This is a genomic window from Aliiroseovarius sediminilitoris, from assembly GCF_900109955.1.
GTDB classification, from domain to species: Bacteria; Pseudomonadota; Alphaproteobacteria; order Rhodobacterales; family Rhodobacteraceae; genus Aliiroseovarius; species Aliiroseovarius sediminilitoris.
Map to the genome: position 1 here is coordinate 43,880 of NZ_FOJB01000001.1, position 23,063 is coordinate 66,942.

At 58.2% G+C, this 23,063-nt stretch carries 23 protein-coding genes; 10 read left to right on the forward strand and 13 right to left on the reverse strand.

Translation table 11 applies throughout. From position 1 onward, the window contains the following. Nucleotides 1-16 precede the first annotated feature (16 nt). Nucleotides 17-1,765, reverse strand: a complete 1,749-nt coding sequence (locus BMY55_RS00210; RefSeq protein ID WP_177179256.1) for a heparinase II/III family protein — start codon at nucleotides 1,763-1,765, stop codon at nucleotides 17-19. A 121-nt stretch (nucleotides 1,766-1,886) separates the two neighbouring features. Then, nucleotides 1,887-3,167 (reverse strand): RsmB/NOP family class I SAM-dependent RNA methyltransferase, encoded by a 1,281-nt coding sequence (locus tag BMY55_RS00215; protein ID WP_322787705.1) that lies wholly within the window; start codon nucleotides 3,165-3,167, stop codon nucleotides 1,887-1,889. 48 nt (nucleotides 3,168-3,215) lie between these two features. Between BMY55_RS00215 and BMY55_RS00220 the strand changes: the two genes are divergently transcribed. Further along, a complete protein-coding gene (locus BMY55_RS00220; RefSeq protein WP_091431852.1) occupies nucleotides 3,216-3,419 on the forward strand; it encodes a DUF1674 domain-containing protein in 204 nt (67 codons plus the stop codon). A gap of 18 nt (nucleotides 3,420-3,437) precedes the next feature. Here BMY55_RS00220 and dapB read toward each other — a convergent pair whose 3' ends face one another. Next, entirely contained in the window at nucleotides 3,438-4,247 is an 810-nt protein-coding gene (gene dapB / locus BMY55_RS00225; protein WP_091431853.1) for a 4-hydroxy-tetrahydrodipicolinate reductase, read from the reverse strand. A gap of 94 nt (nucleotides 4,248-4,341) precedes the next feature. Between dapB and rbfA the strand changes: the two genes are divergently transcribed. Together rbfA and truB are read left to right on the forward strand one after the other, a co-directional pair. Beyond that, entirely contained in the window at nucleotides 4,342-4,764 is a 423-nt protein-coding gene (rbfA, locus tag BMY55_RS00230) for a 30S ribosome-binding factor RbfA (protein ID WP_091427247.1), read from the forward strand. Beyond that, the gene (gene truB, locus BMY55_RS00235; RefSeq protein ID WP_091427248.1) at nucleotides 4,764-5,669 is read left to right on the forward strand and encodes a tRNA pseudouridine(55) synthase TruB; all 906 of its coding nucleotides are present in this window, start codon (nucleotides 4,764-4,766) and stop codon (nucleotides 5,667-5,669) included. Before rbfA ends, truB begins: the two co-directional genes overlap by 1 nt. Before the next feature lie 10 nt (nucleotides 5,670-5,679). Here the strand turns inward: truB and deoA are convergent, their stop codons facing one another. Further along, a complete protein-coding gene (gene deoA / locus BMY55_RS00240) occupies nucleotides 5,680-6,987 on the reverse strand; it encodes a thymidine phosphorylase (RefSeq protein WP_091427251.1) in 1,308 nt (435 codons plus the stop codon). Between the two features lie 92 nt (nucleotides 6,988-7,079). Here deoA and BMY55_RS00245 point away from each other — a divergent pair, with 92 nt between their 5' ends. After that, nucleotides 7,080-7,586: a DUF1643 domain-containing protein gene (locus BMY55_RS00245; protein ID WP_091427253.1), complete on the forward strand. Its 507-nt coding sequence runs from the start codon at nucleotides 7,080-7,082 to the stop codon at nucleotides 7,584-7,586. Nucleotides 7,587-7,596: 10 nt separating this feature from the next. Here the strand turns inward: BMY55_RS00245 and BMY55_RS00250 are convergent, their stop codons facing one another. Further along, nucleotides 7,597-8,910, reverse strand: a complete 1,314-nt coding sequence (locus BMY55_RS00250) for a calcium-binding protein (protein ID WP_091427256.1) — start codon at nucleotides 8,908-8,910, stop codon at nucleotides 7,597-7,599. Nucleotides 8,911-9,058: 148 nt separating this feature from the next. Between BMY55_RS00250 and BMY55_RS00255 the strand changes: the two genes are divergently transcribed. The 4 genes from BMY55_RS00255 to pnp all read left to right on the forward strand — a co-directional run bounded on the left by BMY55_RS00255 (nucleotide 9,059) and on the right by pnp (nucleotide 13,033). Continuing rightward, on the forward strand, nucleotides 9,059-9,373 hold the full coding sequence (locus BMY55_RS00255; protein ID WP_245744606.1) for a DUF5665 domain-containing protein: 315 nt from the start codon (nucleotides 9,059-9,061) through the stop codon (nucleotides 9,371-9,373). Between the two features lie 166 nt (nucleotides 9,374-9,539). Next, on the forward strand, nucleotides 9,540-9,809 hold the full coding sequence (gene rpsO / locus BMY55_RS00260) for a 30S ribosomal protein S15 (RefSeq protein WP_091431856.1): 270 nt from the start codon (nucleotides 9,540-9,542) through the stop codon (nucleotides 9,807-9,809). A gap of 143 nt (nucleotides 9,810-9,952) precedes the next feature. Further along, nucleotides 9,953-10,693, forward strand: coding sequence for a sterol desaturase family protein (locus BMY55_RS00265; RefSeq protein WP_091427258.1), 741 nt, complete (start codon nucleotides 9,953-9,955; stop codon nucleotides 10,691-10,693). Between the two features lie 192 nt (nucleotides 10,694-10,885). Then, the gene (gene pnp / locus BMY55_RS00270; RefSeq protein ID WP_091431858.1) at nucleotides 10,886-13,033 is read left to right on the forward strand and encodes a polyribonucleotide nucleotidyltransferase; all 2,148 of its coding nucleotides are present in this window, start codon (nucleotides 10,886-10,888) and stop codon (nucleotides 13,031-13,033) included. A 76-nt stretch (nucleotides 13,034-13,109) separates the two neighbouring features. On the opposite strand, the gene BMY55_RS00275 is transcribed toward pnp, so the two are convergent. The 4 genes from BMY55_RS00275 to BMY55_RS00290 all read right to left on the reverse strand — a co-directional run bounded on the left by BMY55_RS00275 (nucleotide 13,110) and on the right by BMY55_RS00290 (nucleotide 17,672). Next, nucleotides 13,110-14,375 (reverse strand): ABC transporter permease, encoded by a 1,266-nt coding sequence (locus BMY55_RS00275; protein ID WP_091427260.1) that lies wholly within the window; start codon nucleotides 14,373-14,375, stop codon nucleotides 13,110-13,112. Beyond that, complete coding sequence (locus tag BMY55_RS00280; protein WP_091427262.1) at nucleotides 14,372-15,292, reverse strand: ABC transporter permease; 921 nt, start codon at nucleotides 15,290-15,292, stop codon at nucleotides 14,372-14,374. Before BMY55_RS00280 ends, BMY55_RS00275 begins: the two co-directional genes overlap by 4 nt. Before the next feature lie 9 nt (nucleotides 15,293-15,301). Further along, nucleotides 15,302-16,414, reverse strand: coding sequence for an ABC transporter ATP-binding protein (locus BMY55_RS00285; RefSeq protein WP_091427266.1), 1,113 nt, complete (start codon nucleotides 16,412-16,414; stop codon nucleotides 15,302-15,304). 124 nt (nucleotides 16,415-16,538) lie between these two features. Continuing rightward, nucleotides 16,539-17,672, reverse strand: coding sequence for an ABC transporter substrate-binding protein (locus tag BMY55_RS00290; protein WP_091427269.1), 1,134 nt, complete (start codon nucleotides 17,670-17,672; stop codon nucleotides 16,539-16,541). A 537-nt stretch (nucleotides 17,673-18,209) separates the two neighbouring features. On the opposite strand from BMY55_RS00290, the gene BMY55_RS00295 reads away from it, so the two are divergent. After that, nucleotides 18,210-19,739, forward strand: a complete 1,530-nt coding sequence (locus tag BMY55_RS00295) for an alkaline phosphatase family protein (RefSeq protein ID WP_091427271.1) — start codon at nucleotides 18,210-18,212, stop codon at nucleotides 19,737-19,739. Here BMY55_RS00295 and BMY55_RS00300 read toward each other — a convergent pair. Both BMY55_RS00300 and BMY55_RS00305 read right to left on the reverse strand, forming a co-directional pair. Further along, nucleotides 19,724-20,395: a haloacid dehalogenase type II gene (locus BMY55_RS00300; RefSeq protein ID WP_091427274.1), complete on the reverse strand. Its 672-nt coding sequence runs from the start codon at nucleotides 20,393-20,395 to the stop codon at nucleotides 19,724-19,726. The two genes, BMY55_RS00295 and BMY55_RS00300, sit on opposite strands and share 16 nt — an antisense overlap. Nucleotides 20,396-20,557: 162 nt before the next feature. Continuing rightward, entirely contained in the window at nucleotides 20,558-21,067 is a 510-nt protein-coding gene (locus BMY55_RS00305; RefSeq protein WP_091427277.1) for a DUF1697 domain-containing protein, read from the reverse strand. Between the two features lie 216 nt (nucleotides 21,068-21,283). Here BMY55_RS00305 and BMY55_RS17170 point away from each other — a divergent pair, with 216 nt between their 5' ends. Continuing rightward, nucleotides 21,284-21,553: a hypothetical protein gene (locus BMY55_RS17170; protein ID WP_407639071.1), complete on the forward strand. Its 270-nt coding sequence runs from the start codon at nucleotides 21,284-21,286 to the stop codon at nucleotides 21,551-21,553. A 2-nt stretch (nucleotides 21,554-21,555) separates the two neighbouring features. Here the strand turns inward: BMY55_RS17170 and smpB are convergent, their stop codons facing one another. Both smpB and dapA read right to left on the reverse strand, forming a co-directional pair. Further along, the gene (smpB, locus tag BMY55_RS00310; RefSeq protein ID WP_091431860.1) at nucleotides 21,556-22,032 is read right to left on the reverse strand and encodes an SsrA-binding protein SmpB; all 477 of its coding nucleotides are present in this window, start codon (nucleotides 22,030-22,032) and stop codon (nucleotides 21,556-21,558) included. 76 nt (nucleotides 22,033-22,108) lie between these two features. Then, nucleotides 22,109-22,981, reverse strand: a complete 873-nt coding sequence (dapA, locus tag BMY55_RS00315) for a 4-hydroxy-tetrahydrodipicolinate synthase (protein ID WP_091427280.1) — start codon at nucleotides 22,979-22,981, stop codon at nucleotides 22,109-22,111. Nucleotides 22,982-23,063 lie beyond the last annotated feature (82 nt).

The following is a 23,063-nucleotide window of genomic DNA, read 5'->3' on the forward strand; positions in this document are numbered from 1 at the left end:
TTGGCCCCTTTGGCTCTTAACTTGACAGCTCCGCCGTATCACCGCGTTCAAGGTCACGTAAAACCGATGGGGTTTCCTGCGCCTTTGCCAGCGTCCAGCGGATGCGTGTCGCATAGTCCATTGCGACACCAGATAGAACCACTTGTTTCGTTTTCCGTGGCTTCAAACGTGTCTTTTCCAGATAAACGCTGCTTTCCAGCGTCAATTCGCCACGACCTTCGAAGCGGAACACCCAGATTTCGCCAGACCGCAGCGCCATGGATACGGCTGTGCCGCCCAGGTCGAGCGCCGCATCCACATCCGGATGCAGGTGAAACCGAATGCTGAACGGAACGCCCTGAAGTGCGACCTGATCCATCGCGCGATCAAAGCGGGCTTGATCGGCATCTGTCACGGCGGCGAGCGTATCTTCGCCCATCACACCGCGGCCATCCTGATCCATCTCGATTCGCCGCATATGGGTCAGCCCGTGGCTTTTGACATAGCCATCATGCGCCGCCACCACGCCGGTCAGCGCGCCTTCGGTCAAATGCTGCAAGTGAACCTGAGATGGAGTTGATGTCAGAAACACCTTAGCCCCCCCGCCATGATGTTTTGCTGCTCCCAGACGCGATGAAGACAGTCCCGCCAACCCCAGCACCGAATGCGAGGGCGTGGCGCGGCCCGCCTTGTGCCATTCGGCCCCGAAATGCGCGCCCGATCCACAATTCACGATCAGGGGGCGCCGACCCGAGGTCAGTTCCAGCGCAAGGGTCGAGGCATGGGCGTTGGCAGACGCCAGCCCGGTGGGCGGGGTGGCTGTATCGACGATCAGACTCGTGCGCCCCGCGCTTACACGCGTATAGCCCATCGACCGCCCAGAGGCCGCGCGACCGCGCACCCCCGATGTCGCCAGTGCGTGATCCAGCCGTCCTTCAAGCCCGCGCCCGCCGCCGTGAAACCGCGCCAGTCCACCATCGGCATGGCGAAGGGCGCGAAGGGTCGGCGCAATCCGTTCGATTGCGTCCATGTGAGCCTTCGCAGATTGACGGCCGCTTTCCGATAGCGCCAGTGCAGCCCAGTTCAGCAGCGTGAATACATCCAGAAGCTCTTCGGGGTTACGGGTCGGGATGCCACCTTCCGCGTCGATCTGATCAGCGCATTCCCGCGCAAGGGCTTTGACCGCGGGGGCCACATGCCGCTCCATGCCTTCCAGGGCGAGGCCCGCATATATCAGACCGGTCAGCGCCTCGAACCGCGGCAGTCCCGGAGATGCCGCGCCCCAACGCCGGGCCAAAAAGATCGTTTGCTGCCCCAAGGATCGGAAAAAGGCACGGCTTTGGTCCGAATCCATCCCCGCCATCAGGAATATTGCGTGGTTGATCCAGCGGATCAGTCGCCGCCCGGTCAGGTCCGGTGTCCAGCCATCGCCATCGCCTCGGCCAAACTGGTCAATCCAGCCCATGACCCAGGTCCGCGCCAGCTTGCGCGCGTCGCTGTCGCCCACGCTGGCCAGGTCATCCAGCCAGACAAAACCTTGCGTTTCTTCAGAAAATCCCAGACTCGGAGGAATGATGTCCCACAACCCGGCATCGGGTGCATTTACAAGATGTCCGGCGAACAGATAATTGCCAGCGATCAGTTGCTTGCCGCGCGCGTACGCGCCAATCGTGCGAGGCTCTGGTTGCGACACGAACCCGGTGGCCGGGCGCGCTCGTGCTGCCCGCTTCGCTTGCCAGCGATTCGCAAAACGGGTTCTAAACCCGGAAAAACCGTCTTGGTGCACCACGGGGACGCCTCGCCTCAATCATCCAACTATGTTGAACTTACGCCCCTCTGACGGGGGTCTTTGGGAAAGCATACAGACCCGCTTGACGAGAGTCATCGGTGAATTGCCGCATTGTCGGTCAGGTTTTGCGAAAGGCTGTGATGAAAAATCCGTCCATCCCGCCAAGATCGGCGTTGAAATGCGGAAAAATCCGCAACCCTTCAGGACCGATCCAACTTCCGTCAACGCCTGGAAGGCGCAGAGCGTCGAGATCAAGCTGCACATTCGCATGGCGTCCCAGCGCATCGCGCACCTGCTCTTCGCCTTCGTCGATCAGCAGGCTACAGGTGCAAAACACCAGCCGCCCGCCGGGTTTCAACAGCCCAATGGCGCGATCAATCATGTATTCCTGCAACTCGAACAGGCCAGGAAAGTCGCTGCCATCCTTGGTATGGGGCAAATCGGGATGTCTGCGGATCGTGCCTGTCGCTGTGCAAGGCGCATCCAGCAAGATGGAATCAAATTGCGGTTCGTCGAATTCCAGCGCATCGCCTACCACGAGTTCGGCCTTCAGCCCGGTGCGCGACAGGTTTTCAGCCACGCGCTTCATCCGAACCTCGGACACATCCAGCGCAGTCACATTCGCACCCATCGCGGCCAGTTGCATGGTCTTGCCACCCGGCGCGGCGCACATGTCCAGCACCCGCGCCCCGGACACTGGCGTCAGCACCTTTGCAGGCAAAGCGGCAGACGCATCCTGCACCCACCAATCACCGGCATCATACCCAGCGAGCCCCGTCACCTGCCCGGCATCCTGCAACCGCACCGACCCAGTGGGCAACAAGGTTCCGCCCAGCCGTTTCGCCAATTCCTCAGCGTCTCCCTTCGCGGTCAGATCAAGTGGAGGTGCGAGCACCTGTACTGCCTCCATCGCTTCGACCCGTGCTTTACCATAATCGGCAATCAGCGGCTTACGCAGCCATTTCGGCAGCCGCGGGATCGGCAAACCATCCCACTTGGCAGTCTCTTCGGTGACCTTACGCAGAATCGCGTTGACCAAACCGGACTGCCGTTCCGTCTGGCGGTTCGCACGGGTCAAAGCCACAAGCGAGTTCACGATGCCATGCGCAGCCCCGCCCGTGCATATCTCGGCCACACCCAGCCGCAGAATATTCAGAACCCGTGCGGAAGGGCGCTTTTTCAGATGTGGCCCCAACATGCGATCCGCCCGATCCATGTTGCGCAGCGCCAACAAAGTCAACCGCTGGGTGCGCGCGCGGTCTTCTGGGGCAACCTTGGCCAGCCGTTTCGGCAATGCTTCGGACAGCAAACGATGCTCGTCCAGCACATCCCCCAAAAGATCGACCGCGATATGTCGCGGGTCCACAACCTTGCCCATCGGCACCCCTTTGCGTTTCACCTTCGCGCGACCTATATCATGGCACAGAAAGCCACAAGGATCAGGCCCATGCCCGACACGCCGTCAAAGCCCGAAACCGAGCAGCGCGACCTACCGCCCGCGGCCAAGCGTGCCTTGGCCGAAGCCGCGGAACGCCGCAAGAAGGCAGAGGCAGAGGCCAAAACTCGCCCGACCGAACTCGGAGGCCGCGACGGCCCCGAACCGGTCCGCTATGGCGATTGGGAAAAGAAGGGCATCGCGATCGACTTCTGATCGGGTAGACCCAGCGGTTTACAGCCCAAGCACGTCCATCATGTCGTATTCACCGGGCTTCTTGCCCTGCCCCCAAAGTGCGGCCTTCACAGCCCCACGGGCGAAAATGGCGCGGTCTGTGGCGACATGGCGCAGCACAATACGCTCGCCCGGGGCTGCAAACATCACGTCATGTTCCCCCACGATATCGCCGCCACGCACAGCGTGAAACCCGATGTCACCACGTTTGCGCGCGCCGGTCATACCGTCACGACCCCGGTCTGAAACCTCTTCCAGATCGACGCCCCGCCCTTCGGCCGCGGCCTCGCCCAGCATCAACGCGGTGCCTGATGGGGCATCGACCTTGTGATGATGATGCGCCTCGACAATCTCGATGTCGAAATCTTCGTCCAGCGCCTCGGCCACCTTGCGGGTCAGTTGCACCAGAAGGTTCACGCCAAGGCTCATATTGCCTGCGCGCACGATGGTCGCATGTCGCCCGGCAAGCGCCAGTTTCGCCAGATCGTCATCGCTCAGACCCGTGGTGCCAATCACGTGCACCGCGCGGGCCTGCGCTGCGATTTCAGCCATGGCAACCGTTGCCGCAGGAGCGGTGAAATCAATGACCGCCTGCGCCTTTGCCATTGTCTCCAGCGGGTCATCGGACACGGTGACGCCCAGCGCTTGACCGCCCATGCAAACGCCAACATCCTTGCCGATCCAATCATGCCCCGAACGCTCCAACGCGCCGACCAACCGCGCGCCCTTGATCGTGCCAATCTCGCGGATCAGCATCTGGCCCATCCGGCCTGACGCGCCCATCACAACAATGCCCGGCAAATCGCTCATCTTTGTCTCCTTCGCTTCATCGCTGTCTAGCGCGCTTGCCCTATCTTGGCAAAGCCCTGTTGCGAAGGCGCGCAATCGGGCATAAATGGCCCCTATGGCAAAGAACCGATTTAATGACACAGCAGGCCCGACGCAGCGACAGCTGCGCATCGCCGAACTGATCCGCCGGACCCTGTCCGAAGCATTGATGCGTGGTGATGTGCACGACCCCGACCTTGGGCGCATGTCGATCACAATTGGCGAGGTGCGTGTGACCTCGGACCTTAGCATCGCCACCGTCTTTGCGCTGCCCCTGGGGGGCAAGGATGGCGATCTGGCGATCAAGGCGCTGGCCCGCAACAAGGGCGAGCTGCGCCGCATTCTGGGCAAAGCGCTGAAGATCAAGCACACGCCCGACCTGCGTTTTATGGTGGACGAGACCTTTGACCAGATGGACCACACCCACCGCCTGCTGTCACAGGAAGCCGTCCAGCGCGACCTGAAAACGAAAGATGACGACGGAGCGGAGGACGCCTGATGGGACGCCGCAAGAAGGGGCGGGACATTCACGGCTGGCTGGTCGTGGACAAACCCGCCGGTGTCAGCTCGAACGCCGTGGTCAACAAGGTGCGCTGGGCAATGGATGCCAAGAAGGCCGGACATGCAGGCACGCTGGACCCCGAAGCCACCGGCGTCTTGGCGGTCGCTTTGGGCGAGGCCACCAAAACCGTGCCCTACATTACTGACGCGCTGAAAGCCTATGTGTTTACCGTCCGACTTGGTCAGGCGACCAACACGGATGACACCGAAGGCGAGGTAATCGCCGAGAGCGACGCGCGCCCCACCGATGAAGACATTCAAGCTGCATTGGGCAAGTTCACCGGAAAGATCATGCAGGTGCCGCCGAAGTTTTCCGCCGTGAAAATCGACGGCGAACGCGCCTATAAACTCGCCCGCGACGGCGAAGACGTGGACATCGCCGCTCGTCCCCTCTGGGTCGAAGAACTAGTGATGCTGGACCGTCCAGACGCCGATAATGTCACGCTCGAAATGACCTGCGGCAAGGGCGGCTACGTCCGCGCCATCGCGCGTGATCTAGGCGAGGTGCTGGGTTGCCACGGCCATGTCCGCGAATTGCGCCGCATCTGGTCCGGCCCGTTTGACGTCGAAGAGGGCGTTAGTCTTGATTTGGTCGATAAACTGGCGAAAACTGGCGAACTCGACGCTTATTTGCACCCTTTAGAAGAAGGGTTGCAAGACCTGCCCGAACTGAAAGCAACCGACCAAGGAGCAACCCGCCTGCGCCACGGCAATCCGGGCATGGTGATCACCTCGGACGTTGAATATGGTGACGAGGCATGGGCGTCCCATGACGGAAAAGCTGTTGCCGTTGGTATCTATCGCGCGGGCGAATTGCACCCGTCACGGGTGTTCAACCAATAGCAGTCCGCTTTCAGTCGATGATGTCGCGCACGACCGGCTGCCGATCCGGGCATTCGCCGATCTCATAGGCTGACAGGATCTGCGCCTGCGCTATTTCCGCAGCTTGTTCGCTGCGCGCATGAACCGTGACAATAGGGTCGCCTTTGTCGACCATGACCCCCAAAGGCAAAAGGCCGGTCAAACCAACCGCAGGATCGATCGTATCGCTGGACACGCGGCGCCCACCGCCCAGTTCGACCACGGCCAATCCAACATCGCGCGTTGCAATGGCACTTATATGACCCGCACGTGGCGCGAGCACTTCTCGCTGAATGGGCGCAACCGGCAGGTACGTCACGTGGTTTTCGACAAAATCAGAGGGGCCGCCCAGGGCGGCGACCATCTTGCCAAATCGCTCAGCCGCACGCCCATCATCAAGCGCCGCTTGTGCCAGATCACGCGCACGGGTGCGATCTGTTTCAACCCCTGCCGTTACCAACATTTCGCCACACAGACCGATCACAACCTCGGTCAACCGGGCCTCTCGCCGTGCACCGGTCAGAAAATCAACTGCATTGATGACCTCGACCGCGTTCCCTGCCGCATCCGCCAACGGTTGGTTCATATCGGTCAAAAGCGCATGACATGGCAATCCAGCGGCGCGGGCAACCTCGGTGATCGACACCGCAAGCTCGTGGGCCTTGTCAAAATCCGACATGAAGGCACCATTGCCGAACTTCACATCCATCACCAACGAACCAAGCCCAGCCGCCAGCTTCTTTGACAGGATCGAGGCGGTAATCAGCGGGATGCTTTCAACCGTCGCCGTCACGTCACGGATGCCATAAAACCGCTTGTCCGCCGGGGCCAAATGCGCAGTCTGTCCAATAATGGCGCAGCCAACCCCATTCACAACCTCCGAAAACAAGGTGTTATCAGGTGTTGCGCCATATCCGGGGATCGATTCCATCTTGTCCAGTGTCCCGCCGGTATGACCAAGCCCGCGCCCAGAAATCATCGGCACATAGGCACCGCACGCCGCCACAATCGGTGCAAGCATCAGGCTGACATTGTCGCCAACCCCCCCGGTGGAATGCTTGTCCACAACAGGCCCCGGCAGGTCGGACCAATTAAAAACATCCCCGCTGTCGCGCATCGCCATGGTCAGGGCAGCAGCCTCGTCCCGCGCCATCCCGTTCAAAAGGACTGCCATGGCAAACGCGGCGATCTGCGCGTCGCTGGCGCTGCCGTTGGAGATGCCGCGCACCATCTGGGCAATATCGTCAGAACTCAGAACCCGTGCATCGCGTTTCTTGCGGATGATCTCGGCTATCAGCATGATGTGACCTTTCTTTGCCCAGCCAGTGAACGACCAAACGCGCGGCGGCGCAAGGGCTTGCCAATAAGGCGCGCCACGTTCAAAACGCGTCTATGATTACGCGTGAGTTCCAGAAGGGCGATGCCCAGTCCTTCGCGGTCTATTCAGACTGCGAGAAATACCGTTACCTGCTGACCCGAGTTTGGGATCCGGCAGGTCGCAAGGCGCTGTTCATCATGCTGAACCCGTCCACCGCAACCGAGGTGCAGAACGATCCGACGGTCGAACGCTGCGAACGGCGGGCACGCACGTTGGGATTCGGGGCGTTTCGCGTCACCAACATTTTCGCGTGGCGCGACACCGATCCGCGCAACATGCGTGCAGCAACAGACCCGGTTGGCCCGGCAAATGACGCGGCCATCGTGGACAGTTGTCCTTGGGCAGATCAGATTATCTGTGGATGGGGCACGCATGGTGCACATCTGGACCGTGGTGCACAGGTTGAGGCCTTGTTGCGCCAGACCGGTCAGCCTGCTTTTCATCTTGGTCAGACGAAGGATGGGCATCCAAAGCACCCGCTTTACATCGCCTATGCCCAACAACCCCAAAAATGGTTTTGATCCGTCAAAGTCAGCCGACCACGTTGGGTACGACTTCAACATAGACATCATGCATCGTTGCGCCCGGTGCACCCCTAAGGATGGCAACAACCTCGCCATTTACGGTCACTATACCATCTTCACCAGTTGCCGATGGGTGAACATCATATTCCAAATCCCTGGCATCTTGGGTCGGATCCAGCGACACGCGCAGGAAATCCTGTCCGGGGACGAAATCCATCACTTCGGCATGGCTCTGTCCTGCGTCAGCATCAGAATAGACCCAGAACACATCTTCGCCGTCACCGCCGGTGGCGATGTCGCTGCGATCCATGATCAGCGTATCGTCACCTGAACCGCCATCCAACGTGTCCTGATCGCCATCAATATGCCAACCGAAGTCGTGAAGCTCAGCACCGCCGCGCTCCATCGCGTGGCCAAGGTGATTGATGATGTCATCCCCTTCCCCGCCCGTCAGTGTATCGGCGCCGTGCCCGCCAAATAGGGCATCGTCACCCGCACCGCCGATCAAAATATCGTCGTCTGTTACGGGGGTATGCTCTTCATCAGGCGTCTCATGCACACCGCCGAACAGTTGATCGTCCCCGTCCCCCCCGACCAGCATGTCATCGCCTGCCCCTCCATCCAGAAAACTATCGCGACTTCTCGCGGCGTCCAGTGTGTCGTCCCCGTTGCCACCGAACCCGGCCAAAACGCCCTCGCCCGAAGTAATCACGTCATCGCCATCATTTCCGAACAGATAGGCAGCATCATCACCGGATGTCAGCGTGTCGTTGCCGGCACCACCATCAACCACTGGCACCTCAGTCCCTTCATCATTGCTCAGGATTGGGGTGCCATGAAATTCGTCGATTGTTCCCCTGCCAGTGCCGTCGATACCATCATCCGGCAAAACCGCGTGATCATCGGCATCGTTCAGCGACAGTTCATCCAGCTCATCAAGGAAATGCCCCATATCCTCGCGACCATAATGCTGATCCGTTTCGGTCGCCAACAAACGATCCAGCAGCGTGGCATCTTGATGAGGGGTGGCACCATCGCCCAAGCCGTTATTCGGCGCAAGAACTGTATCGTCTGCACCGATATCCTGACCTGGAATTACCTGGTCGCCGGTGTTGGGCAACAAAACCCCTGGTGTATTTTCACCGCCGGACATATCCCCATCGTCGACCGCGATGAAATCGCCTTGTCCCGCAGGCGGCACAGGTTCGGTGCCGCGCCCGACATCTTCATCCTCTTCTTCATCATCCGAGAAGCCTTCGGTGAAACTGTCAGCCATTAAGGCGACCGGTAGCAGACCCAGAAACAGCAACGAAAACAACATTTAAAAGCTCGCTTTCCAAAAAGCGCGAAACGGTAGAACTCGCGACATAACGCTGGTTGGCACAGACAACCGCTTGCGATTGTAGCCTTCTGAACGCAAACTCATAGAAAATAGTAGTTACAAACTTAAATTAACGATTGGTTAACAAATGGTTAACAAGCCTGAAGACACCCGGGCGAACGTCAGAAGCAAACTCGCCGAGCGCGAAAAAGCACTGTCATTCGAAGTCCGTGCGCTGCGCGCCGAGGTGGAGCGGATGAACAATCATCGCTTCATCAAGCTGCACGATTCCTTGTGGAAACTTGGCCTGTTTCAACTCTATCGCGGCCTTGCCTTCGGTCTGGGATCAGTGCTGGGTGCGTCGCTTCTGGTCTCGATCCTGCTGTATGTTCTGGCCTCAATCGACTTCATCCCGGTGCTGGGCGATTGGGCCCAGCAGATCATTGACGAGATGAAAAAATAATCTGCAAACGACCTGCAAACGACCCCCGGTATTTTTTCTTTGCGTTTTCTGCGGAATCTTCCTATACGCCCCCATCTGTTCACGTCTGTGGGCAGACCTCTCCACGGGCCTTGCTGGACGACATCCCGGCCTGCGCCATCAACCTTAACCTATGAAGGAGACCCCGATGTCGATTACGCCTGAAGAAAAAGCCCGCCTGATCAAAGAGTTCGGCACCAAAGACGGTGACACAGGTTCGCCCGAAGTGCAGGTTGCAATCCTGTCCTCACGCATCGCGACCCTGACCGAGCACTTCAAAACCCATAAGAAAGACAACCACGGTCGCCGTGGTCTTCTTAAAATGGTTGCTCAGCGTCGTAAACTTCTGGACTACGCGCGCGCGAAAGATGAGGCCCGGTATCAGGACCTGATCAAACGCCTTGGCCTGCGTCGCTAAGCGTTGCTTCAGAAACCGGACGAAGGGGCTGTTTTGCAGCCCCTTTTTCTTTGGCACCTTTGGCAAAAACCGTCTTTACGTCGCGTCCCGCTTGATCGACCTGCATTGGATTGCTCATGCTGTCAGGATCAAGGGAGGACACCATGAAAGCCACGTTTGCAATTCTTGTCAACATGGGCAGCCTGCACAGGCTGTTTCCGTTTTGGTTTGCTGGCATTGCCGCGCTGATTTATTGGTTCACGCCGTGGCTCCTTCTGGCCGTGGTTTATGGCGTCATTGCCCAGTTCTTTGTCGAATATGCGATGCATCGCTTTCTTCTGCATCGTGAACCGCCGACCGATCAGGGCGTTTTCAACGATCTGTATCGCAGCCATATCGGTCACCATGAATTTCCCGGCGACCCAGAATTCTTCACGGGCGGCGATCACTGGTATCCGGTGCGCTTCGGGCTGATTTCTTTCGTCGCCCACAGCCTGATCCTCTGGCCCATTCTCGGGGCCGGGCCTGCTGTTCTGACTGCCTATGTCGCCTTGTTTGTCGGATCGGTCAGCGCATTCACATTCTATGAATATTGCCACACGCTCGCCCATGTGAACGTGCCGAAAGGATGGTTCGGGCGACGGGTCACTCGCACTCATCTGGCGCATCACTTCCAAGACCATCAGGCAACCTATCACGTTAGCTTCGGCATGAACTGGATCGACCGCCTGTTCGGCACCAGGCACGACCCGGACGCCGCCCGCGAACGATATGATCGCGACACGATCCTGTCGATGGGAATGGACCCGGAAGACCTGCGACTGGTCACGGCGCGAAAAGCCTTCGGGATCACCAAAGTGCCGCGCGGCAAGCTGACCCGGCAGCGGGCTGCACAAACGCAGTAAGTCCAATCCAAACAGGATTGTGTGCGCAAACAATCCTGTTTCCAAACACCTGCTTTTCCTATATGGACCGCCCATCTGAGACGTGACGCTTCGACCCCGGCGCATGACAAGGTAGAGGGGTCGGTGGCAATGGGGCCACCATGACAACGGAAGACCCGGAGGGCCGGGAGTGCTTCCAACTAGGAAAACATGATGTTTGATGTAACGACAAAATCGATTGAGTGGGGCGAAGAAACCCTCACTCTGGAAACCGGCAAGGTTGCCCGTCAGGCTGATGGATCGGTCATCGCCACGCTGGGCGAAACCTCGGTCATGGCCAACGTAACCTTCGCGAAGGAACAAAAGCCCGGTCAGGACTTCTTCCCGCTGACGGTTCACTACAACGAAAAATACTATGCAGCCGGCAAAATCCCCGGTGGCTTCTTCAAACGCGAAGCGCGTCCAACGGAAAAAGAAACGCTGACAAGCCGTCTGATTGACCGTCCGATCCGCCCGCTGTTCGTCCCCGGCTTCAAAAACGAAGTTCTGGTTATCTGCACCGTGCTAAGCCACGACCTTGTCAACGATCCCGACATCGTGGCGATGATCGCGGCCTCGGCTGCGCTGACCATTTCGGGCGCGCCTTTCATGGGCCCGATTGCTGCCGCACGTGTTGGCTTTGAAGATGGTGAATACATCCTGAACCCGACTTGCGACGACATGCACCAGCTGCGCAACAACCCGGACCAACGTCTGGATCTTGTGGTTGCTGGCACCAAAGACGCCGTGATGATGGTTGAATCGGAAGCCTATGAGCTGACCGAAACCGAAATGCTGGGCGCCGTGAACTTTGCCCACGAACAAATCCAGCCCGTCATCGACCTGATCATCGAACTGGCGGAAGCTGCCGCGAAGGAACCTTTCGACTATCAGCCTGCTGATTACTCGGACCTTTACGAAGCTGTGAAAGCGGCTGGCGAAGACAAAATCCGCGCAGCTTACGGCAACACCGACAAGCAGGAACGTGTCGCGGCACTGGCCGCCGCCAAGGACGACATCATCGCATCCCTGAGCGAAGAGCAACAGGAAGACGAAAACCTCGGCTCCGCGCTGAAAAAGCTGGAAAGCTCGGTTGTGCGTGGTGACGTGGTGAAGACCGGCAAGCGCATCGACGGCCGCGCGCTGGACACGGTGCGCCCGATCGTGTCAGAGGTCGGCGTTCTGCCCCGCACACACGGTTCGGCCCTGTTCACCCGTGGTGAAACACAGGGTCTGGTCGTGACCACTTTGGGCACAGGCGACGACGAGCAAATGATCGACGCGCTGACCGGCACCTACAAGTCGAATTTCATGCTGCACTACAATTTCCCGCCCTATTCGGTCGGCGAAGTCGGCCGCTTCGGCTTTACTGGCCGTCGCGAAATCGGCCACGGCAAGCTGGCTTGGCGTGCGTTGCAGGCGGTTCTGCCGTCGGCCACCGACTTCCCCTATACGATCCGCGTAGTGTCCGAGATCACCGAGTCCAACGGTTCATCCTCGATGGCGTCGGTCTGTGGTGGTTCGCTATCAATGATGGACGCCGCTGTGCCGCTGAAAGCCCCCGTGGCTGGCGTGGCCATGGGCTTGATCCTTGAAGATGACGGCTCGTACGCCGTGTTGACCGACATTCTGGGTGACGAAGATCACCTGGGTGACATGGACTTCAAAGTGGCAGGCACCGAAGACGGCATCACCTCCTTGCAAATGGACATCAAGGTCGCAGGCATCACGCCCGAGATCATGGAGAAAGCCCTCGCGCAAGCCAAGCAAGGCCGTCTGCATATCTTGGAAGAGATGAACAAAGCCCTGTCCGCTGGCCGGGCCGAGTTCTCGACTCACGCCCCGCGCATTGAAACCATGAACATTCCGACCGACAAGATCCGTGAAGTGATTGGTTCGGGCGGCAAGGTCATCCGCGAAATCGTGGAAACTTCGGGCGCCAAGGTCGATATCAACGATGACGGCGTGATCAAGATCGCATCGCCCAATGGCGACGCCATCCAGAAGGCCTATGACATGATCCACGCGATCGTGGCAGAACCGGAAGAAGGTGCGGTTTACACCGGTAAGGTCGTGAAGATCGTCGATTTCGGCGCTTTCGTGAACTTTTTCGGTAAACGCGACGGCCTGGTCCACGTGTCCCAGATCGAAAACCGCCGCCTGAACCACCCGTCGGACGTTCTGAAAGAAGGCCAGGAAGTGAAAGTGAAACTCCTGGGCTTTGACGATCGCGGCAAAGTGCGCCTTTCGATGAAAGTTGTCGATCAGGAAACCGGCGAAGAAGTCGTGCCGGAACAGAAGAAAAAAGACGAAGACGCTTAAATTGCGCATCGTTCCAACGAGAAAGCCCCGGTGGAACCACCGGGGCTTTTTGCGTCTCGCGGGTCATCGCTTTCGCTCAGTCGCTTCCGCCCCCGATATTGTTGGGGGCAAAGACACCTCCAAAACCTGAGTTGTTGGACGAGTCAGGCTCATCGCTTGGAGCGCTGCTCTCGTCCTCGCCCTGAAGCGTTCCCGGCGCAAACACACCGCCAAAGCCGGAGTTGTTGGACGGCTTCGGAGCTGTCGCCCCGCCGTCTGTCGCTTCTTCGGCGGCTTTGGCTTCGGCATCGCGCTGGCGTTGTTCACGCAGTTCCTGAATGCGCTGCTGGGTCTCCAGGCGCTTCTGGTCCTGCACATTGGCGATGCATTGTTGGGGGTTATAGACAGTTGCCGTTCCGACCACCGCGATGGTGGCAATCGCAAAGACCACCAGCGCAACAGCAGCCGCGTTCCCGGTGAAGAACCCGGGAAGTTTAACGCCGCCCGTCACGTCGCCAACGTTGGCCCCGTCCCGGCGCGCCTTCGCGACAACTTCTTTGCGCTTGATGTTCGCTTCATTGAACAGCGCCGCAAAGACGGTCAAAACAACGATCATGAAAGCCAGCGCCGAGATCGCGGGTGTGATGCCATAGCGCACCTTCTGCGCCAGTTCGATGGTCAGTGTAGGGTATTCGCCGAAGGTGAAGGTGGTGGTGTTGTAGTTCTCGAACGAGGCCAAGAACGCCAGCACCGCCGCGGACGCAATCGCAGGCCGCATGAACGGCAACAGGATCTTGCGGAACGCTTGGGCATGGGTTGCACCCAAGTCCAAGGCGGCTTCTGTCAGCGCCAGGTCATAGCGTTGCAGGCGGGCCACCAACACCAACATGCAGTAACTGGCGATGAAGGTGGACTGACCGATGATGGTCAGAAACAGCCCGTTGGACAAGAAGCTGTCCGCACCCAGCCCCAGCATCCTGTTGATCCGGTCCCAGAACACCAGCGTCGAGATACCCAGCACCACGCCGGGGATCAGGATCGGGGCGATGATGATTGTGTAATAGGTTGCGCGCAGCTTGGGCCAGATTTGCGTCAGCATCAGCGCACCGGCCAGTCCCATTGAGACGGACAGGATGATCGTGCCGATGCCCACCAGGATCGAGTTCTTGATGCCATTCAGGATACGCTCATCCTGAAACAGAGCCGAAAACCACTCGAAAGTCAGACATTCCCACGGCGTTGCCCGCGGAAAACTGGGCGAGTTGAACGCCGTGATCGACATGATCACAAGAGGGCCGAGCAGGTAGGCAAAGAAGATCGCCAGATAGATCCAGATCGAAATACGGATGACGGGATTGTTCATTTGCCGATATCCCCCATGTTCACCTTGAACAGGCGCATCACGGCCAAGACCAGCATGATACAGGTCACCAGAAGCACAATCGCGTAGGCCGCGCCTTGCGGCCAATCGGAATTGTCATTGAACTGCTGATAGATCAACTGCGTGAACCACAGCGACGATGGTCCGCCAAGGATCTGCGGCGCAGCCAGCGCGCCGGCAGACAGCATGAATACCATCGTGCAGCCAGAGCTGATGCCGGGTTTGGCATAAGGGATCACCACACGTTTATGGATGCGCCACCACGGGGCACCAAGGTCGCGCGCGGCCTCGATCTGGTTGTGATCAAGGCTTTCAATCACGTTATAGATCGGGAAGATCATCAGAAGGATATAGGCGTATCCAAGACCGGCGTAGAGCGCGATGTCATTGCGAATGAAGTCAAACGGCGTATCGAATATCCCGGTGCCGACCAGCAGAGTGTTCAGGACGCCGCTTTCTCCGAAGATAATGCGCAAGGCAAACGCCCGCAGGATTTCGTTGATCCAATAGGGAATGATCAACATCAGGGCAAAAATGCGGATGTGATTGCCCTTGGTCTGGCCCAGATAATAGGCGATGGGGTAGCAAATAATAAGGTTGAAGATGGTCACAAACACCGCCGCAACAAGCGTGCGAAAAAACACCTTCAGATCGACCGCATTGTAATCCTGACTGCCGCCTTCCGGCCCGTAGACCAGATATTTGTAGTTCTCAAGCGTATAGACATCTTTCGGCCCGCCGATTTCAGGTGGCGGCAGGTTTGGACGGAACGAAAAGTCGAGCATCGACAACTGTGGCAGGATAATCAGGCCAATGGTCCAGAACAGGACCAGCCCCAGCATCACCGACCCCATCATCGTGCCGTTTCGGTTGAAAAACTCCCGCAGGAAACGTGGCATGACGACCCCCTATTCCGCAGCCAGTTCGCCGGCAGGGACTACAACGGCGTTGTCGACCTCGTATTCCAGCGTCATGGCTTGCCCGGTGTGGTCATCGAAAGATTGCCCGTGGTTCGGGATCGCGACTTTGATCTCTTTCCCGCCGTCGCCTGCCATGAAGATATTGAAGGAGTTTCCTTCGAACTCTTCGTGGGTCACTTGCGCGGTGACATAGTGGTCGCCGGTTGATCCCTTGGCCGCCAGCGACAGCGCTTCGGGGCGAATGAACATCATTGCATCGTCACCCACATTCATCTTGCCGACATTTGCCGTCGAAATGCGTGATCGCAAAACGCCTGAACGGTTGGTCCGTATCAGGGCTTCAGTCCCGTCCACCTCAAGCACCTTGCCACGGAACACATTATTTTCGCCTACAAAGGAGGCGGCGAAGGCAGTGGCGGGATCGTTATAGATCGTCTTGCCATCTCCGATCTGATCAATCACGCCAGCGCGCATGACGGCAATGTCGTCGGACATGGTCAGCGCCTCGCCCTGGTCATGGGTGATATAGATGAAGGTGATGCCCACACGCTTTTGAATCTCGCGCAGCTCGGTGCGCATATGTTGGCGCAGCTTCAGGTCCAGCGCGGACAAGGGTTCGTCCAGCAGCAGCACATGCGGTTCGGCGCACAAAGCGCGCGCAATCGCCACGCGCTGACGCTGACCGCCTGAAAGCTCGCTGGGCAGCTTGTCGCCCTGATCCGACAACGCGATCATGTCCAGCAATTCATCGGCCCGCTTGCGGCGCTCTTTCGCCGAAGCCCCCGCGATTTCCATTGAAAACGTAATATTCTCCCACACCTTCATCAGCGGGAACAGGGCAAGGTTCTGGAAGATCAAAGCTGTCGGGCGCTTGTTCGGGCCGATGCCCTTCATGTTATTGCCACCGATCAGCACATTGCCTTCGCTGGGTTCCAGAAACCCGGACACGGCGCGCAGGATCGTGGTCTTGCCGCAACCCGATGGGCCAAGAAACGAGAAGAAATCGCCCCCGTTGATGTGCACATTCGCATCGCGAACCGCGACGAAATCTCCAAAGCGAATCCACAGGTTTTCAAGATCGACGCCTACTCCGGCACTCATATGGCTTCTCCCCATGCACGAATTGATCACACCCTTCTGGCGGGGTGCGGCTCCGTGTTTATCGTTTCAAACTGAGCTATAACGTTCCCCCACCAGCAGGCAGGGGAACGCAATTCCAAAGCGATCAGGCGCTCTTGAACTTGTTGACGAACTCTGTCCGCACATCTGCATACCAAGGCGCTTCTGCTGGCCACGGGTTCAGGTTGGCCAGACTGTCACCCGGATAGGCTTCCGAGAAGTTCTTCTTGTAGGTGTCACCTGAATAGGTGTCTGCCCCGAGAACGGGCGAGTTGTAGCCATGGCTGTCAATCGCTTTACCTGCCGGTTCCTGACGATAGGCATAGTCGATGAAGGCATAGATCTCGTCCATATTCTCGGCACCCACCGGCATCGACATGCCGTCGACCCAAGCCATCGCACCTTCGACCGGTGCTTGGTAATGCACCGGCTCTCCAGCCGATTTAAGCGCCAGTGGCGGGCCATCCCAGGTCTGACCAACCACTACACCTTCGTTCAGAAGGCCGTTCTTCTGCGTGTCGGCATCGTTCCAGATCAGCTTGATGCGATCCTTGCGAGCCACACACCAATCGGTGACCTGACCCCAGACCTTGCGCATCGTTTCCTCGTCTTCATATGCCGACCAGATCGAGCCCGGCTCCATCTCGCCCGATGCTTCCATGTACAGGCCAGCGCCCAGCATCATCGAATGCGCACGGCCCATGGTCTTGCCAGCGTTTTCTTCCGACCAAACGTCGCCATAGCTTGGCGCGTCACCCGCGGGCAGCCACAAGTCGGTGCGATATGCGATGCCTTCGGTGCCCCAGATATGCGGCAGCCAATGGACGCCAGCATCCCCGAAGTTCCACGCATCGGTGCCGATTTTCGCCATGGCAGGGTTCACCGCATCAATGTTGACCTTCGACAGATCAAACGGTTGCAGAAGCTCCAGCGGCCCCCATTGCAGCGACCGGTTGTTGGTCGGCGATATGATGTCGAAACCCTGACCCTTGGTGGCCTTCATCTTGTTGATGATCTCTTCGTTCGAGCCGATCCCGGTATAGTTCACCTTGATCCCGGTTTCCGCCTCAAAGCCAGCGATAAACTCGGGCGGCAGGTAATCCGACCACATCAAGATGTTGACTTCACCGGACGACGCCAGCGCGCGTTTCACATAAAGCGGTGTGGCAAGGGCAGCAGCACCCATTGTCGTCGCCCCTTTCAGCACCGACCGGCGGCTGAATTTGGTATCCGTTGTCATTTTATTCTCCTGTTGATTACGTTTTTTCTGATTTTTGTTTTGTGCCGTCAGTCTTTGTCATTATCCCGGCATGAAATAGCGCCAGCTGGAAACGCCCAATCAGTCCAGTTCACCTCGCTTTACCATCGACACGGTTTTGGCGGCGGACATCGTACTGCAAGATGCAATTTGAAAGAACACGAGCCCCCACTTCTGCGCCCCACATCCGGGGTGCCTGTCACAGAACGCATGTGGATCATCAATCAGGAAAGAATCGATTTCATGACACGCGACTCTGCGACGATCGTGTAAGTGTCATGCGCTATCACCGCCGCTGTCAACACTCTGCCAATCAACTCTTTTTTCATCTCCGCTCTCCTGCGGGCTTTGGTCGGGCGTGTTGTCAGCCACAATCCATCACCGCTTCGTCAAGTATTTCTTGAAGGCGTCGGGTTTTTCCTCGACCCTCCTCGCAGATTTTTGGACGGTTTGTGCCGGGTCTTCCATTCGAACGGAAAAAGGGCAGCACGAACAATCCACAACACCGGGATTGACGATATGGCCAAGAAGCGGAATGTCCTTTTCATCATTATTGATCAGTTGCGCGCCGATTGCCTGCACGGCGCCTTGGCCGATCATGTTGACCTGCCCAACCTGCGCGCTCTTATGGCTGACGCGGTGACGTTCCGACATCATTTTTCTGTCACCAATCCATGCGGCCCGTCGCGCGCCTCGATCCTGACCGGGCAATATGCGATGAACCACCGCTCGGTCCGCAATGGCACGCCCTTGCGGCATGATACGCCGACAATTGCCAGTGAAATGCGCAAGGCCGGATACCTGCCAATGCTGTTTGGCTATACCGACACCTCGCACGACCCACGCATTCATGCGCCAAGTGACCCTGCGATGCAGACCTATGAATTTCCAATGGAGGGCTTTTCCGAACAGGTCGAGATGCGGCTGGAAATGTCCTATCCATGGCGTTCATACCTTCTGAACAAAGGCTACACCTTCGACAATTACTGGCAGCTCTACATCCCGGGGGGTGATGGAGGGCGCCTGAACGCCCCGGCCGTTTATGCAGCCGAAGACAGCGACACCGCATTTCTGACCGATCGGTTTCTGGACGCGATGCCAGCCTACACTAATCAGAGCTGGTTTGCGCATCTGACCTATATCCGGCCACACCCGCCGCTGGTCGCGCCAGCACCCTATAACGACATGTATGACCCAGCGTCCCTTCCCTTGCCCAACCGTATCGGGGACCGCAAAACCGAGGCCTCGGTCCACCCCTTCTTCGGGCCAGCCCTCGACACCACGACCGAGGCAAATTTTGTCATCGGCTGCGCAAACGTGCCGCCTTGCGATGACACCACCCAAACCCTGCGCGCGGTCTATCTGGGTTTGGCGACCGAAGTGGACCACCATATTGGCCGCGTGATCGCATTCCTGAAAGACAGCGGCCAGTGGGATGACACGCTACTGATCGTCACCTCGGATCACGGGGAAATGCTGGGCGATCACCACGCATGGGGCAAACACAACGTCTATGACGCTGCCTATCACACGCCGCTGGTCATACACGCCCCTGGCTGTGACAAAGGCTACGAAGTTAACGCGCCAACAGAATCAATTGACCTGACCCCGACCATCCTCGATTGGGTCGGGCAAAGGGTGCCAAATTCGATGGATGGGCGATCCCTTCTACCGCTTCTGAACGGCACGGTGCCCGACGACTGGCGCAGCTATTCCTTCTCGGAACTGGACTTTGCCGAACCGGAGGCACCCACCCTGTGGCAAAAACGGCTTGGGACGACCCCCTGCAATTCCTGCCTTGGCATCCTGCGTGATGAGCGTTTCACTTTGGTTGAGTTTGCCGCCGACCTGCCCCCACTTTTGTTTGACCGCGCCGGTCAAGGAGAGATGGAGAACGTCGCCGAAAACCCCGCCTTCGCCGCGGACCTGTCACGCCTGACCCGGCAGATGCTACGCCACAGAATGAAAAACATGGATCACACCCTGTCGCTGGACACGATCACCAATGACGGCCCGAAACGACAAGACCGCCATCACCCCAGCACGTAATCCGCCACGTCGGTCAGTGACCGACCCCGCGCATTCGGCTCGACGCCCAACCGCTCCATCGGTTGGACATAACGGTTCAGCCAGATCGTGTGATACCCAAACCACGTCGCCCCGCAGATATCCCAGCAATTCGAGGACACGAACAGTATCTCAGACACCGCGCACCCAAACGCCTCGGGTCCAAGCTGATAGACTTCGGGCGCGGTCTTGAACACCTGAACACTGTCCGCGCTCAACACGTGATCAAAGAACCCGTCCAACCCGGACGCCCGCAAAGCGGCCCCGATCATCCCCGTGCTGCCGTTGGTCAGAACCGCCATGGGAATACCCGACTCCTGCAAACGGGAAAGCGCCACGCGGTTCTCAGGAAACGCCGTCAGCACTTCATAGGCATCCATCAACGCACGGCGCGCACCCTCTGACAACACCACACCGTGCGCCTCGCACGCATAATCCAATGCGTCGCCCGTCACCTGCCAGAAATCCGCGAACTTGTCGCTCATACTGCGCAGCCGCGTATAGTCGATCTGCTTGTCCCGCCACGTCGTGGCGATTGCCGCACCTTTGCCGGGAAACATCGTTTCCGCCAAAGTGCCGACCGAAAAGACATCCAGCAGCGTTCCGTAGGCGTCAAACGCAATCGCCTTGATCTTCATGTTCCCCCCCCCCTCGCAAATATGCCTGCCCTGATGAAACCACCTTGGGTTTCTTCTGGCCATAGATATCTACCGTGTTGCTTCGGTCAACATCTGATAGCGAGGAAGCATGGGCAAAGAATGTGTCGACACCAAATATCGGCTTTGGCGAGTTGCTCCGTATCAACCCCTCGACATTTTGACGAGCTTTGCAACCGTATTGATGTTACGAAGAGTGCCGTTGGACATGGCTGCCAGTCGCAGTCTCGATTTTCCCATCCCGGATGGAAAATGAACATATACCTCGCGCTCCCCGAGTCCGATTTCTTCATCAGCTTGCCCTTTGGCCTCCTCAATCGTTTTGGAAGGCGGTGGCGTATCGAGAAAAAGAACGCCGACCTTGCTTGGTTCGGCATTCGGGAACGGGTTTGCATCGAGCACATCTTGCATATCTTGAGCGGTGCGGACAAAGACGCCGACGGGCTTGCCTGCATATGTTTCAAGGCTTTTCTCAAGCGCCGTTTTCACCGTCGGCAGGTCGTCGGCGGTAGAGAATACGAGATTTCCTGACTGAATGTAGGTTCGCACATCGGTCAAGCCCGCCGCTTCCGCCATCGAGCGCAACTCTGTCATAGGCAGTTTGCCGGTCCCGCCAACATTGATCGCGCGAAGAAGTGCTACACGTGTTTTCATTCAGTCATATTACCCTTTCACGGCCAGTCGCAACAGCAGTCATCCGGCCTATCCCAAGCAACGGCAACGAAGCCCCGCAGCCTGGGGTCAGGGCCTACTAATTTCTAGCGAGACGCCGACGGTTCTGAAACACTGCCATCCAAAACCAAGAGAGCAGCAAAGCGACCGCATGGAGCCGCCATCCTTCTGTCTGATCTGCGGCCCGCATTCGAACTGATTGGCGATAAGGGATACGACAGTGATAGTTATCGTGAAGCCCCGGAAGCACGTCGGTTCACGCCCTGCATTCCGCCAAGAGCCAGGTGGAGGCGCGCTGCAAGCTCCTGTAAAACCTTATACAAACAGCGCCACGAGATAGAGAATCTGTTCGCCAAGCTCAAAGACTGGCGTCGTATCGCAACAAGAAACGACAGATGTGCAAACGCATTCTTCTCACAAACTGTATCGCAGAAATCGTCATTTTTCAGGTCAATCAATGAGCCCTGAGCCTAGTCCCCGTGCCGCAATAACCGTTGCTTCTGGCGTCCCCAATCACGCTTGGCCTCGGTTGCCCTTTTGTCGTGCGCCTTCTTGCCCTTGGCGATGCCAATCTTGATCTTCACCAAGCCCTTGTGATTGAAATACATGACCAGCGGCACAAGGGTCATGCCCTTGCGCTGGGTCGCATTCCACATCCTCGAAATCTCGCGCTTTGACGCCAACAGCTTGCGCTTGCGGCGCTCCAGATGACCCCAGGTCACGGCTTGCTTGTAAGGTGCAATATAGCCGTTTGTCAGGAACAGCTCGCCATCCTCGACCGCCGCGTAGCTCTCGGCGATGTTGGCACTGCCTTCGCGCAACGACTTCACCTCGGACCCCATCAGAACGATGCCACATTCGACATCTTCCTCAATCGCGTAATCATACCGCGCCCGCCGGTTCTCGGCGATCACCTTGTAGTTGGGGTCGTCTTTCGTCTTGGCCATGACGCGGATGTAGGCGTTCGATCGGGCGCTGTCCAGCCCGGCCATCTGCAATTCACAGACCACCGGGCTGTTTTGATCAGTTCAGCAAACCTGCGTGGCGCAAGGCATCGTCGATCTGTGTCTTGGTGCCATCCGTCACCTCGACCATCGGCAGGCGCAGTTCGCCATCACAAATGCCCAGCCGCGACATCGCGTATTTCGCCCCGGCCACGCCGGGTTCGAGGAAGATCGCGCGATGCAGAGGCATCAGCTTGTCGGACAATTCAAGCGCCTTGGCAAAATCGCCGGCCAGTGTCGCCTCCTGCACCTGGCTGCACAGTTTCGGCGCCACGTTCGCGGTCACGGAAATGCAACCGACCCCGCCCATCGCGTTGTATCCAACCGCGGCCGGGTCTTCGGCGCACAATTGGATGAAATCCTTGCCGCAGGTCATGCGCTGCATGGCAACCCGGCCCGGGTCGGCCGAGGAATCCTTGACGCCGACAATCATGTCCAGCTTCGCCAGCTCTCCCATCGTCGCAGGTGACATATCCACCACCGAGCGCGGCGGAATGTTGTAGATGATGATCGGAATACCAACTTCGGCAAGCACCGAATAATGCGCGATCAGCCCACTTTGGGTGGGTTTGTTATAGTATGGGGTTACGACCAGCGCTGCGTCCGCGCCCACAGTCTTGGCATGTTTCACAAGACGTAGGCTTTCGGCAGTGCTGTTCGACCCAGCCCCGGCAATCACCGGCACGCGGCCGGCGACGGCGGTCACAACGGCCTCGACCACCTGTTCGTGTTCCTTGTGGCTCAGCGTCGGGCTTTCTCCGGTTGTCCCCACCGGCACCAGCCCGTGCGAACCTTCGGAGATATGCCATTCGACCAAGCGTTTGAGCGTGTCGAAATCCACTGCGCCGTCCTTGAACGGCGTGACCAGGGCAGGAAGAGATCCTTTGAACATGACACGCTCCAATTTTGTTGTTTCAGATTTTCAGGGTCGCGAACTGACTCGCGACCTCAAACGCGGCGGAAACTAGCCGGGT

Excerpts from the sequence above, each read along its gene's own strand:
- BMY55_RS00220 (WP_091431852.1), top strand. The coding sequence starts at position 3,216 with ATGCCCGACACGCCGTCAAAGCCCGAAACCGAGCAGCGCGACCTACCG.
- dapB (WP_091431853.1), bottom strand. The coding sequence starts at position 4,247 with ATGAGCGATTTGCCGGGCATTGTTGTGATGGGCGCGTCAGGCCGGATG.
- rbfA (WP_091427247.1), top strand. The coding sequence starts at position 4,342 with ATGGCAAAGAACCGATTTAATGACACAGCAGGCCCGACGCAGCGACAG.
- truB (WP_091427248.1), top strand. The coding sequence starts at position 4,764 with ATGGGACGCCGCAAGAAGGGGCGGGACATTCACGGCTGGCTGGTCGTG.
- deoA (WP_091427251.1), bottom strand. The coding sequence starts at position 6,987 with ATGCTGATAGCCGAGATCATCCGCAAGAAACGCGATGCACGGGTTCTG.
- BMY55_RS00245 (WP_091427253.1), top strand. The coding sequence starts at position 7,080 with ATGATTACGCGTGAGTTCCAGAAGGGCGATGCCCAGTCCTTCGCGGTC.
- BMY55_RS00250 (WP_091427256.1), bottom strand. The coding sequence starts at position 8,910 with ATGTTGTTTTCGTTGCTGTTTCTGGGTCTGCTACCGGTCGCCTTAATG.
- BMY55_RS00255 (WP_245744606.1), top strand. The coding sequence starts at position 9,059 with ATGGTTAACAAGCCTGAAGACACCCGGGCGAACGTCAGAAGCAAACTC.
- rpsO (WP_091431856.1), top strand. The coding sequence starts at position 9,540 with ATGTCGATTACGCCTGAAGAAAAAGCCCGCCTGATCAAAGAGTTCGGC.
- BMY55_RS00265 (WP_091427258.1), top strand. The coding sequence starts at position 9,953 with ATGAAAGCCACGTTTGCAATTCTTGTCAACATGGGCAGCCTGCACAGG.
- pnp (WP_091431858.1), top strand. The coding sequence starts at position 10,886 with ATGTTTGATGTAACGACAAAATCGATTGAGTGGGGCGAAGAAACCCTC.
- BMY55_RS00275 (WP_091427260.1), bottom strand. The coding sequence starts at position 14,375 with ATGAACAATCCCGTCATCCGTATTTCGATCTGGATCTATCTGGCGATC.
- BMY55_RS00280 (WP_091427262.1), bottom strand. The coding sequence starts at position 15,292 with ATGCCACGTTTCCTGCGGGAGTTTTTCAACCGAAACGGCACGATGATG.
- BMY55_RS00285 (WP_091427266.1), bottom strand. The coding sequence starts at position 16,414 with ATGAGTGCCGGAGTAGGCGTCGATCTTGAAAACCTGTGGATTCGCTTT.
- BMY55_RS00290 (WP_091427269.1), bottom strand. The coding sequence starts at position 17,672 with ATGACAACGGATACCAAATTCAGCCGCCGGTCGGTGCTGAAAGGGGCG.
- BMY55_RS00295 (WP_091427271.1), top strand. The coding sequence starts at position 18,210 with ATGGCCAAGAAGCGGAATGTCCTTTTCATCATTATTGATCAGTTGCGC.
- BMY55_RS00300 (WP_091427274.1), bottom strand. The coding sequence starts at position 20,395 with ATGAAGATCAAGGCGATTGCGTTTGACGCCTACGGAACGCTGCTGGAT.
- BMY55_RS00305 (WP_091427277.1), bottom strand. The coding sequence starts at position 21,067 with ATGAAAACACGTGTAGCACTTCTTCGCGCGATCAATGTTGGCGGGACC.
- smpB (WP_091431860.1), bottom strand. The coding sequence starts at position 22,032 with ATGGCCAAGACGAAAGACGACCCCAACTACAAGGTGATCGCCGAGAAC.
- dapA (WP_091427280.1), bottom strand. The coding sequence starts at position 22,981 with ATGTTCAAAGGATCTCTTCCTGCCCTGGTCACGCCGTTCAAGGACGGC.